This is a genomic window from Pseudarthrobacter cellobiosi (assembly GCF_023913815.1).
Taxonomy (GTDB): Bacteria; Actinomycetota; Actinomycetes; order Actinomycetales; family Micrococcaceae; genus Arthrobacter; species Arthrobacter cellobiosi.
The window spans coordinates 216,230-228,027 of record NZ_JAMXBK010000020.1; the positions used below are offsets into that span (position 1 = coordinate 216,230).

Genomic DNA, 11,798 nt, shown 5'->3' on the forward strand with positions numbered 1-11,798 from the left:
ATGGCGGTCAGAACGCCCGTCGGGGAAGGCCGACTGAGTCGCACATCACATCTATGACAGCTGCATTAACGTCGTCACCGCGGCCGGTGAACAGGCGTACCTGTTCCACCGCCTGGTACATCAACATTTCGAGTCCGGGCACCACCGCACCGCCGCCGGACTGCCACGCCGACGCAATCTGGCTGGGCCACGGATCATAGGCCACGTCCAGGAGGACACCGGGTGTTCCGGTCCCCAACGCGGCGATCTCCGCCGCCAGCCCGTCCGCTGCGCGCGGCGGGAGCGTGGAAATTACGACGTCGGCACTTGCGGTCGGAACGGCGGCTTCGGTCAGCGGCCGGACGACGATGGAAAGGCCTACTCCGGCCGCGGCGGCGCGTGCTTCGTCGGCCCGGGAGATGTCCCGGACGAACACCTGGGCGTGCTGCGTGCCCAGATCCTTCAGCGCGGCCACTGCGGCTGCGGCTGTACCGCCTCCGCCCAGCACCACGGCGGCGGGGCTGGCCGCCACTCCGGCGTTAAGGACAGCGTTGACGATGCCGGCGACGTCGGTGTTGTAGCCGATACGCCTGACGGAGCCGAGGTTTTCCTCGAAGGCGACGGTGTTGACCACGCCCAGTGTCCGTGCCACGCCGCGGACTTCGTCCACTTCGGCAACCATGCCTGATTTCAGGGGCATGGTGACTGAGAGACCACGCCAGCCCTGCTGTGTCCTGACCTGTTCCATAAACGCGGGCAGAGCCTGCTCGGTCAGGTCCAGGGCCGTGTAGTCGATGTCCATCCCGAGTTTGCGGTAGGCCGCCAGGTGCAGGGCCGGGGATTTGGAGTGGCTGATCGGATGGCCCAGGACGGCGGCCCGGAGACTCATGTGCAGCGGCCCACGTTGGCCTGGCACCAGGTGTTGTACTGGTTGACGTAGACGTTGTGCTCGTCGAGCGTCTTAGAGAACTTTGTCTCTTTCGTGTCCAGGTTGATGGTTACCCAGTAGAGGTAGTCGTTGGTTTTGGGCTTCGCCGCAGCGTCGATAGCGGTCTTGCCCGGGGAGCCGATGGGGCCCGGCGGTAGGCCGGGGTTGGCGTAGGTGTTGTAGAGGTTGGACTTGTCCTGGCGCTCTTCATCGGTGAAGTTGAAGCTCTTGGTGCCCAGCCCGTACGTCACGGCCGAATCGACCTGCAGGTAACCGGAGGTCTGGTCATTCGGCTTGAGGCGGTTGTAGATGGCTCCTGCAACATCGCCGTACTCAGCCTGGCCGCCTTCGGCCTGCACAATGCTCGCCACGATCACGGCTTCATACTGCTTCGCCGGATCGGTGATGCCCTGTGCCACCAGTTCGTCGGTGGTTCCCTTGACCAGTGACTGGAGGATGTCCTTGGCCGGTGTGCCGAGCGGGAAGCGGTACTCCCCCGGAGCGAGGTAGCCCTCAAGGTTCTTGGCGTTGGCTGGGAGCCCAAACTGTGCGGGAGCGTTGCTGAGCTCCTTCAGTTGCTGCAGCGATACACCGGAGCCCTCGGATATGGCCTGAAGCGACTCGCCGACCCTGAGACCGGCACTCAATGCGAAGTAGATGACCTTGCTCTTGTCGGTGCCGAGAAGGACGCTGACGGCGTCGGAGTTCTTCATTTCCATCATGAACGTGTAGTCCCCCGGCGACAGCGTTCCGCCGGAAGAAGCAAATGCCTGCAGGAAAGTGTCAGCGTTGGCCACGACTTTCCCGCTTTCCAGTTTGGTGGCCACAGAGCGCGTACCTTCACCTGGCTGGACCGAAACTATGACTTCGCCCGTGCCGGGGCCGGGGTAGTCGGCCGCTTTGTCGTTTCCAAGCAGGGGCTTCAGGAACTGCGCGCCCACGGCGATCGCTGCCACGAAGACCACAAGGGTCAGGAACAGGGCCAGGAGGCGGCGCCGGCGCCGCACCTTCTTGGAGGGCTTCGCCACTACGGAAACCGCGGCTGGGCCGGCGAACAGGCCGGTGTCGGGGTGGTGATCATCAGGGTAGTGGTCATCGGCATGGTGATCATCAGGGTAGTGGTCATCGGCATGGTGATCATCAGGGTAGTGGTCATCGGCATGGCGATCATCATGGTGGCCTGCATCATGGTGTTCTTCGTCCGGATAGTGGTGCCCGGCTTCATGGAGCGCTTCGTCAGGGTGGTGGTGCCCGGCGTCGTGCGCTTCATAAAAGTGCTGCTCTTCGGGTTGGTATTCCTGAACCTGGGCGTCATCCGGCTGGTGGGCTGCGGCCGGACCGGCGTCCTGGATGGAAGGCGGCGTTTCCGGGACTGTGGGAACAGCCGGCTCCGGATCCGGTTCAGGCGCCTGAACAGGTTCGGGCGCCCGGACCGGAACGGGGGCAGGCGCCGGAGCGGGTGCAGCTTCGGGAACAGGAGCCGTGGCAGGTGCGGGCGCATCCTGCCCCGTTTCGTAGGCCTGCTCGGGAACCACATCGCTGCTTCCCGTGTGCTTCTCCAGGGCGCGGAGCTCTTTTCGGGTCAGCGGCCTGGCGCCATCGTTGCTCGTGGCGCCTGAGGCGTCGTCGTTATTGGACGGGCTCACTGTAGCCTTCCGTGTTCTGAGATCGAGTCGTGCCTTCCGGGGCCGCATGCCCCGGCTGAACTGCCGAACCTGCTCCGGATGGCCGAGTACGGGGCGGCGCAGTCACGCGGCTGCCAACGTCCGTTCCCCTGGCTTTTTGCATGTCGATGGCGTGCTGGAGGATGCCTGCCGCCGCGACCTGATCCACCACTTTACGGTGGTTCCGGCTGCTCATGCCAGCTTCGTGCAGGTTACGGTGCGCCGTAACACTGCTCAGACGCTCGTCCACGAGGTTTACCGGAACATCCATTCCCCGGGCAACGAACTCCGCGACCAGCAGTTCGGCGTAGTCGGTGGCCATCCTGGCAGAGGCGTGCTCCTCGCCCTTCATAGTGCGTGGCAGCCCCACGAAGACCTGGACGGCGCCCAGTTCCACAGCGAGGGACGCGATGACACGCACGTCGGAATTCTTCTTGACGTTGCGGTCCAGGGTCTTGTGCGGAGTGGCCAGGATTTCGTCCCGGTCGCAGATGGCCACGCCCACGCGGACGGTGCCGACGTCTACACCCAGTTTGATGCCCTGGGGGTAGACGGCGACGCCAGCGGATTCTGTCACGGGTTCCCTAGCGCCGGGAGATGGCGTCCACAACGGCGGCCAGCGCCGGTGCGACCTTGGCGGTGTCCGTGCCGCCACCCTGGGCGACGTCGTCCTTGCCGCCGCCGCCGCCGCCGAGGATTCCGGCCGCGAGCCGGACCAGTGCGCCGGCCTTCACGCCGGCTTCCCGGGCTGCCTCGTTGGTGGCCACGAGAATCATGGGCCGGTCATTGCTGACACCGGCTACTGCCACGGTGGATGCTGCCGAACCGAGTCGGTTGCGCAGGTCGAGGGCAAGGTTGCGGATGTCGTCAGCGCCGCCGATCTGGCCGGCGTCGTGTGCAATGACCTGGACGCCGGCTGCGTCCCGGGCTGTGCCCACGAGGTTTCCGGCCGCCGCGGCGATCTGTTCCTTGCGCAGGCGGTCGAGTTCCTTCTCCGTGGCCTTGAGCTTGTTCAGCGTGCTGGCGATTCTGTCGGCGAGCTGACCCGAAGGCACTTTGAGCATCTCGGTCAGTTCAGTCACCAGGGCACGCTCGGCGGCCAGGTGGCGGAAAGCATCCATGCCCACGAACGCCTCCACACGGCGGTTTCCTGAACCGACTGACTGCTCGCCGAGCAGCGACAGGCTGCCGATCAGCGACGTGTTTGCTACGTGCGTGCCGCCGCAGAGTTCCCGGGACCACGCGCCGTCGATCTCCACAACACGGACTTCGCTGCCGTAGTTTTCGCCGAAGAGCGCCATGGCGCCCAGCGCCTTGGCCTCTGCCAGGCCCATGACCTTCGTGTCCACGCGGAAGTTGTTGCGGATGGCGAGGTTGGAGACTTCCTCGATTTCCGAACGCGTGGCGGTGCTGAGGCCTTCGCCCCAGGCGAAGTCGAAGCGCAGGTAGCCGGCCTTGTTGTAGGAACCACGCTGGGTGGCTTCGGGGCCGAGGATCTGGTGCAGCGCGGCATGGACGATGTGCGTGCCGGTGTGGGCCTGCTCGGCGGCGTGGCGCCGCTCGCGGTCCACGGCTGCGCGGACCAGTGAGTCGGAGCCGATCTCCCCTTCGCGGACGATTGCCTTGTGAACACTCAGTCCCTTGATGGGGCGTTGGACGTCAAGGACTTCGACGACGAATCCATCACCGGTAATGAGGCCGGTGTCAGCCGACTGGCCGCCTGCCTCAGCGTAAAACGGGGTCTCCGCCAGGACGAGTTCAATCTCGTCGCCGGTGGCGGCGTGCCCCACGTTCTGTCCGCGGCTGAGGATGCCCCGGACCCGGGACTCACCATCCAGCTCGGTGTAACCGGTGAAGACAGTCTCGCCCTGCGCCAGCAGTTCCTGGAAGGCGCTGAGATCGGCGTGGCCGCCCTTCTTGCCCTTGGCGTCCGCCTGGGCACGCTGGCGCTGCTCGAGCATCAGTCGGCGGAATTCCGGCTCATCGACCTTGAGCCCGGCTTCCTCTGCCATCTCCAGGGTGAGGTCGATCGGGAAGCCGTAGGTGTCGTGCAGGGCGAAGGCATCTGCCCCGGACAGCGGCGTGCCGGCGGCCTTGGACTCCGTTACAGCGTCTTCGAGGCGGGCGGTACCTGAAGCGATGGTGCGCAGGAAGGCCCGCTCTTCGGCGTAGGCGATCCGGCTGATGCGGTCAAAGTCCGTCGCCACGATGGGGTAGACGCCCTTCATGGCATCGCGTGAGGCGGGGAGCAGGTCCGGCAGGCAGGCCTTTTCGACGCCGAGCAGGCGCATGGAACGCACGGCACGGCGGATCAGGCGGCGTAGGACGTAGCCGCGGCCCTCGTTGGACGGGGTCACGCCGTCGGCGATCAGCATGAGGGCTGAGCGGATGTGGTCACCGACAACGCGCATGCGGACGTCGTCCGTGTGGTGCGGGTCCTCGGGTGTTTCGGCCGAGGTGTACTCCCGGCCCGACAGCTCGGCAGCCTTGTCGATCACAGGCCGGACCTGGTCGGTCTCGTACATGTTCTCGACGCCCTGCAGGATCATCGCGAGGCGCTCCATGCCGAGGCCGGTATCGATGTTCTTTTTGGGCAGCTCGCCGACGACGTCGAAGTCGTCCTTGGAGCGGACGTTGTCGATCTGGTACTGCATAAACACCAGGTTCCAGATTTCAACGTAGCGGTTTTCGTCGGCGATGGGTCCGCCCTCGACGCCGTAGGCAGGGCCCCGGTCGTAGTAGATCTCCGAGCAGGGGCCTGCGGGGCCCGGCTGGCCGGTGTGCCAGTAGTTGTCGGCTTTGCCCATGCGCTGGATGCGCTCGGACGGGACGCCGGTGTTTGTGAGCCACAGCTCCTTGGCTTCGTCATCCTCTTCGTAGACCGTCACCCACAGCAGTTCCGGCGGAAGGCCGTAGCCGCCGTCGTCCACGCTCTTGGTAAGCAGCTCCCAGGCGTACTTGATGGCGTCTTCCTTGAAGTAATCACCGAAGGAGAAGTTGCCGCACATCTGGAAGAAGGTGCCGTGGCGGGCGGTCTTGCCCACCTCCTCGATGTCACCGGTGCGGATGCATTTTTGAACGCTGGTGGCCCGAGCGAAAGGGGCCTCTTCGCGGGCAGTCAGGTAAGGGATGAACGGGACCATGCCGGCCACGGTGAACAGGAGGGAGGGGTCGCTGGAGACCAGCGAGGCGGAGGGAACTGCTGTGTGTCCTTTGCTGACAAAAAAGTCCACCCAGCGCTTTGTGATCTCCTGCGACTTCATGAGCTGATTACATACCCTTCTCGGTTCACGCGTTATGCCACGCATGACTTATTGATTCAGACGGCAGTGCCGGCAAGCGGCGGCTGCTGGTTTAATTCTCGCGCGTTTTTCCCGCGCGTTCAGCGGCGGGCTACGTCCTGGGAGTCGACCCCGAGGGCGGCCCGAAGGTCGGTCTCGCGCTCATGCATTCCTGAACGCACGGCGTCGGCGAAGTCGTATACGCCGTCAGCCAGCCGGCCCACCGCGCGGTTCAGGCCCTCGGGCCCCAGGTTGGACTGGGCTTCGGTGACCTTACGGAACGCGATGACTCCGATGGCCACGCCGATTCCCATCCAGACAAATCGTTTCATTTCAGTTTCTCCGGTGGCTTAGCGGCTGCGGCGGCCGGGGGCGGGCTTCTTGCGGTTGGCCAGTGCTGAGCGCACGCCGTAACTGAAGGCCGCCACCTTGATCAGCGGTGAACCGACTGTCGCTGCTACGAGTGATGACAGCGCCGAAAGGTTTGCCGACGCATCCGAAACGTTGGAGGTGATGCCATCCACTTTCTTCAGCTGCTGGTTGGTGGTGGACACAGTCGCGGTGACTTCGTCCATCAGGGGCGTGGCGCCATCGCTGAGGGAGCGGATGGAGGTCCGAATTTCCTCCAGCACACTGCCGAGCTTCAGGATGGGCACGGCGAGCAGCAGCACCAGGAGCGCGAACACCCCGGCTGCGATCAGGCCGGCAATATCGCCACCAGACATAGACGTTCATCTCCTTGAAACTGACGTGGATCTTTTACCTCCGCGCGCACGCTGCCTTGATGCGTTCCGCAGATGTCCCCCAAGTACCTTACATACAAAGAAGCCCGTGGCGCTTGCCACGGGCTTCTTTGGATACGCTGCTGGGATTTAGCGTGCGTAGAATTCGACGACGAGCTGCTCTTCGCAGGTTACGGGAACCTCGGAGCGCTTCGGGCGACGGACCAGGCGGGCCTGCAGGGCGTCAAGCTTGACGTCCAGGTAGGCCGGAACCTGGGGCAGGACGTCGCGGTGTGCGCCGGCTGCTGCAACCTGGAGCGGAACCATGGTTTCGCTGCGGGTGTGGACGTGGACAAGCTGGCCTTCGCTGACGCGGAAGGACGGGCGGTCAACGCGGATGCCGTCAACCATGATGTGGCGGTGCACAACAAGCTGGCGGGCCTGGGCGATGGTGCGGGCGAAGCCGGCACGCAGCACGAGGGCGTCGAGACGCATTTCGAGCAGTTCGATCAGGTTTTCACCGGTCAGGCCCTTGGTGCGGCGGGCTTCTTCGAAGGCGCGGGTCATCTGGGCTTCGCGGATGCCGTACTGGGCGCGCAGACGCTGCTTTTCGCGCAGACGTACGGCGTAGTCGGAGTCCTGCTTCTTGCGGGCACGGCCATGCTCACCGGGGCCGTACGGACGGCGCTCCATGTACTTGGCGGCCTTGGGGGTCAGAGCAATGCCGAGTGCACGCGAGAGGCGTGCTGTACGGCGAGCACGAGTGTTGTTAGCCACTTGTGTCCTTTCAATATCTGCGGTGTGTCAGTGTTACTGGCCTCCATAATGGAGAGCATCGGCCAACCGCTGCCTTTTGCTACTGGGCACAGGGCTACCCCAACGAAACAGCAGAAAATACTGAAGGATGGGGAGATTGCGTCCGCGCCTTGCCAGACAACGAACAATCTTAGCAGGATTCGGCTGCACTCCCACACTCCGCCGGCCGCTCCGGCCGCTCCGGCCGCTCCGGCCGCGCTCGCGCTCGCTCGCGCTCGCCCGCGCTCGCCCGCCGTCACTCCCGTGGCATCACTGCCCCGGGTCCACTCCACCGCCAAGGCCGGTCAGTTGCCGCGGATGATCTTGCGCAGGCGTTCGAGGCGCACGGCGATGTCCCGTTCCGCGCCGTTGGCGGTGGGCTCGTAGTAGTCCCGACCCACCAGATCATCCGGCGGGTACTGCTGGCTGGCCACGGAATGGGGGGCATCGTGGGCGTATTTGTAGCCGAGCCCGTGGCCCAGCTGCTTGGAGCCGGGGTAGTGCGCGTCACGCAGGTGCGCCGGGATCCCGTTGCCCAGGCCGGCACGGACATCCGCGACGGCCTTGTTGATTCCCATGTACGCGGCATTGGATTTCGGCGCGGTGGCCAGATGCACCACGGCCTCGGCCAGGACGATCCGCCCCTCGGGCATGCCGATCAGCTGGACTGCCTGGGCGGCGGCGACCGCCGTCTGCAGCGCTGTGGGGTCCGCCATTCCCACGTCTTCCGCCGCGGAAATCACGATGCGCCGGGCAATGAACCTCGGGTCCTCCCCTGCCTCCAGCATTCTGGCCAGGTAGTGCAGTGCGGCGTCGACGTCGGAGCCGCGGACCGATTTGATGAATGCGCTGGCGACGTCGTAGTGCTGGTCCCCGGCGCGGTCGTAGCGCACGGCGGCCACATCCAGGGCGCGTTCGGTGTGCTTGAGTTCCACGGTGACCAGCGAGTCGGAAGCGGCGTCGTCCGCATCGCCGAAGGCCACGCCTGCTGCGGCTTCGAGGGCCGTCAGGGCTCGCCGGGCGTCGCCGCCCGCGAGCCGGACGAGGTGCGCCAGGGCCTCGGCGGAGAGCTCCACTTTCCCGTTCAGGCCGCGTTCGTCCGCCACGGCGCGCTGCAGCAGCCCTTCAATGTCCGCCTCCGTCAGCGGTTTCAGGGTGAGCAGGAGGGAGCGGGACAGCAGTGGCGAGACCACCGAAAAGGACGGGTTCTCGGTGGTTGCTGCTACGAGCACCACCCAGCGGTTTTCGACGCCGGGCAGCAGGGCATCCTGCTGGGCCTTGTTGAAGCGGTGGATCTCGTCGAGGAAAAGCACGGTGGTGGTTTTGTACAGGTCCCGCGCCGTCAGGGCTTCGTCCATAACCCGCCGGACGTCCTTGACGCCTGCGGTGATGGCGGACAGCTCCACGAACTTCCGCCCCTTGCCCTTGGCGATCACGTGCGCCAGCGTGGTTTTCCCGGTACCGGGCGGTCCCCAGAGGATCAGCGAGCTGGGCCCTGCGGGACCCAGGGCGTCGGTGCCGGCGGCCAGTTGCCGCAACGGCGATCCCTGCCCCAGCAGGTGCTGCTGGCCCACCACGTCATCCAGGGTGCGTGGCCGCATCCGCACGGCCAACGGACTGCGGGGCGCGGCGGTACGGCCGGACGACGACGGTTCGTCAGTGTCGTCGTCGTCATTGCCATGCCCTTGGGCGAAGAGATCATCCACATAGATAGGCTACTCATTAGTTCACTGCCCCACTTCCGCCCTCCATGCAAGGAATCCCGCCATGAGCGCACGCAGTACCCCCGGCGCCAGCCGGCCGGGGTCCGTCAGGACCGCGTTTGTGTCCGGCGAACGCCTGGCTGGCTGGGCGGATCGCTTCGGTGCCTCGCACGGCGGCTTCCGGATCAGCGATAACGACGACGGCGTGCGGCTGCTGGCGGCCGACGGCACCACTGCGCTGCTTCAGGCTCCGTGGCCGCCGGACGGACGGCCTGGACGGGGCGCCGATCCCTTGGAACGTTTGGCGTCAGTGGCCGCCCAGCCCCGGACGGCTGGCCTGGTGCTTGTGCGGCGCGGCGGCTATGCGGTGGCCGTGGCCCGGGAAGGCATCCTGCTCGCGTCCAAGGCGGGGTCCCGCTACGTGCAGTCCCGCACGGCGGCCGGTGGCCAGTCCCAGCAGCGGTTCGCGCGCCGCCGGGCCAATCAGGCTGATGAGCTGGTGGAGAAGGTGGCGGCGCACGCAGCCGTGGTCTTTGGCGGCCAGCCGATCGAGTACCTGGCGCCCGGCGGGGACCGGACCCTTGCGGGGCTGGTCGTGGACCACCCGGCCCTGAAGGTTTACGCCTCAGTCCCGCGGCTGGACTTCCTGGATGTGCCTGATCCCAATGGCTCGGTGCTGCGGAAGGCCGCCGCGGATGTCTGCGCCGTCCGGATACAGGTGGCCGACTCACCGGCATAGTTATCCACAACCGGCCCTCGGTGACAAGCGCCGGCCGACTCTTCCTGCCTAGACTCCCCAGCAAGGGGCCGCTGCCGGGGGAAGACATGAACCTAAGAACGAGAATGGCTGCCATTGTGGCAGCGCTGACACTGTCTTGCACCGGCTGCACGGACGGCAGCTGGCTGGACCAGTCCCGGCTCTCCTTCCATATCGGCGGCATCGACACCGCGCTGGCCAGCGAAGAGCGCGCCAACAGTTCGCTGCGGGACCTCACGAGCCGGGGACAGGAAGTCCTGGCGGTGCTGGGCATTGCAAACGCAGCCTTCGATGGTCACCGAGCTGCCTACTCACCGGACAACGGTGTTTCCTGGCAACCAGTGTTGTTTGATGGCCAGGCAGATCCGGGCATGGTGCTGTACAGCTTGCCTACTGCCCGTGAGGGCCAGTGGCTCCTGCTAGGGCACCGAAACGGGCAGGTCTTCGCCTTCACCAGCAGCAACGGCAAGGACTTCAGCCTTCAGCAGGGACCAATTTTCGAAACCACCGCCACGAGCCTGAACACGGTGGTGGGTACCGATCTGGGCTGGCTCATCGCCACGTCACCAGAGCAGGAATCCGACGGCACGGCTATGACGCTCTACCAAAGCACCGACGGATCAGCCCGGACCGGGCGGGACGGCACGGCTGCCGGGCTGCCCCCGGCGCACGGCACCTTCCATCCCCTGAACATGGCCGTGGGACCGGCAGCCGTGCTTCTCGTGGGGCAGGAAAACGATCCCAGCCGTCCACCATATTCACGGGCCTTTTCCTCCACCGACGGCGGGAGCAGTTGGCAGGATGCCACACCGGACAGCTCGGGTGTGGGTCCCCTCGGCAACGCCCTCTGGACCGCGGCCTGGTCGGGAACGGATTTCAGGGTGACTGGACATGCGTGGCCTGGAGTCTCCGTGCCGAAACACTTTCCCCTTGGCATGTCCGGCAGCTGGACGCCGGAAGGTGGATGGCAACTCTCCGCTGACCATGCGTGGAGCAGCCAGGACCAGGAATTCCCCCGGCAGTCCATCGTGGCCTACGGTTCCGCCGGTGCGATCGCCACACAGATGATCGGCGAACTGAGCGTCGACATACCCAAGGTCCTGCTTCAGCGGCCTGGCCAGCCCTGGTCCGAACTGCCGATACCTGAACCGGCCGAAGACTGGCTTCGGCTCTATTCCGACGTGACAGCAGTGGCTGACGGCTTCCTGGTGGCCGGCACCGACTCCAACCATGGAAACGACCAGGTCCGCCTCTGGCACATAGACGCCAGCGGAGCCATCACCGAACGGCATGCCGCCTTGGAAACCGCGGCACCCTGGCTCGCCGCCGGGCAGGAATCGTATATCACCGGTTTTAGCAGCGGCAGCGGCAAACCGCTGGCATTCGGTGGGTTCCCAGCCCACTATCTGGGAGCTGGAGGGCGAACGGGACTTCAGCAACTACACCACCCTGGTCAGTGACGAGAACCAGACGTTGGACACCATGGCGGCCGGAACCGGCGGTCTGATGCTGCTGGGCAGCAGCAGGACCGCGAACAGCCAACTGCCGGTCATCTGGTCACGGCCCGAAGGCGGAGCATGGTCGGTGTATACCGGCAACATATTCGGTGCCGGCACTGAGAACGGGGACTCGCCGGTGAAAGCGGCGCTGCCCTCCAGCCACGGCTTCCTCGCAGCTGGATGGTTCCGCGCGGACGATGCCGACCAGGCGGGAATCGCTGTTTCCGAGGACGGCGCCAAGTGGAGCCATGCCCAGGGAAGCGATCTCCGGGGCAAGCCATCCGCTGGCCGCTACATCGGTTCACTGGCCGAGACACCGGCCCGGACGGTGCTGGCTGGCGGATCCATCCACGAGGGGCACCTAAGCCTTGATCCACCGATGTTGCTCGGGGCGCCGACGGCGGTTTAAACCGAGAATGCCCGTCTTTTCAAGGAAAATGGAGCTTGTCTAGAACCCATTGACCACCGAA

General features: G+C 65.5%; 11 protein-coding genes. 3 read left to right on the plus strand and 8 right to left on the minus strand.

All coding sequences use genetic code 11. From position 1 onward, the window contains the following. Positions 1-7: 7 nt before the first annotated feature. The 8 genes from NG701_RS06690 to NG701_RS06725 all read right to left on the minus strand — a co-directional run bounded on the left by NG701_RS06690 (position 8) and on the right by NG701_RS06725 (position 9,075). Positions 8-868: a shikimate dehydrogenase gene (locus NG701_RS06690; RefSeq protein WP_252565539.1), complete on the minus strand. Its 861-nt coding sequence runs from the start codon at positions 866-868 to the stop codon at positions 8-10. Next, on the minus strand, positions 865-2,553 hold the full coding sequence (mltG, locus tag NG701_RS06695; RefSeq protein ID WP_252565541.1) for an endolytic transglycosylase MltG: 1,689 nt from the start codon (positions 2,551-2,553) through the stop codon (positions 865-867). The genes NG701_RS06690 and mltG overlap by 4 nt, the downstream gene beginning before the upstream one ends. Next, positions 2,537-3,148, minus strand: a complete 612-nt coding sequence (gene ruvX, locus NG701_RS06700; RefSeq protein WP_252565543.1) for a Holliday junction resolvase RuvX — start codon at positions 3,146-3,148, stop codon at positions 2,537-2,539. Before ruvX ends, mltG begins: the two co-directional genes overlap by 17 nt. Before the next feature lie 7 nt (positions 3,149-3,155). Then, positions 3,156-5,834: an alanine--tRNA ligase gene (alaS, locus tag NG701_RS06705; RefSeq protein WP_252565545.1), complete on the minus strand. Its 2,679-nt coding sequence runs from the start codon at positions 5,832-5,834 to the stop codon at positions 3,156-3,158. A gap of 119 nt (positions 5,835-5,953) precedes the next feature. Next, entirely contained in the window at positions 5,954-6,184 is a 231-nt protein-coding gene (locus tag NG701_RS06710) for a DUF6167 family protein (RefSeq protein ID WP_252565547.1), read from the minus strand. Positions 6,185-6,202: 18 nt separating this feature from the next. After that, complete coding sequence (locus tag NG701_RS06715) at positions 6,203-6,577, minus strand: DUF948 domain-containing protein (RefSeq protein WP_252565549.1); 375 nt, start codon at positions 6,575-6,577, stop codon at positions 6,203-6,205. 147 nt (positions 6,578-6,724) lie between these two features. After that, entirely contained in the window at positions 6,725-7,351 is a 627-nt protein-coding gene (gene rpsD / locus NG701_RS06720) for a 30S ribosomal protein S4 (RefSeq protein ID WP_058932352.1), read from the minus strand. Between the two features lie 323 nt (positions 7,352-7,674). Then, positions 7,675-9,075 (minus strand): replication-associated recombination protein A, encoded by a 1,401-nt coding sequence (locus tag NG701_RS06725; protein ID WP_252565551.1) that lies wholly within the window; start codon positions 9,073-9,075, stop codon positions 7,675-7,677. A 61-nt stretch (positions 9,076-9,136) separates the two neighbouring features. Between NG701_RS06725 and NG701_RS06730 the strand changes: the two genes are divergently transcribed. From NG701_RS06730 to NG701_RS06740, 3 genes are all read left to right on the plus strand, one after another. Then, positions 9,137-9,811: an acVLRF1 family peptidyl-tRNA hydrolase gene (locus NG701_RS06730; protein ID WP_252565553.1), complete on the plus strand. Its 675-nt coding sequence runs from the start codon at positions 9,137-9,139 to the stop codon at positions 9,809-9,811. Positions 9,812-9,915: 104 nt separating this feature from the next. Beyond that, positions 9,916-11,289: a hypothetical protein gene (locus tag NG701_RS06735; RefSeq protein WP_252565555.1), complete on the plus strand. Its 1,374-nt coding sequence runs from the start codon at positions 9,916-9,918 to the stop codon at positions 11,287-11,289. Next, complete coding sequence (locus tag NG701_RS06740; protein WP_252565556.1) at positions 11,216-11,737, plus strand: hypothetical protein; 522 nt, start codon at positions 11,216-11,218, stop codon at positions 11,735-11,737. The genes NG701_RS06735 and NG701_RS06740 overlap by 74 nt, the downstream gene beginning before the upstream one ends. Positions 11,738-11,798: the final 61 nt, after the last annotated feature.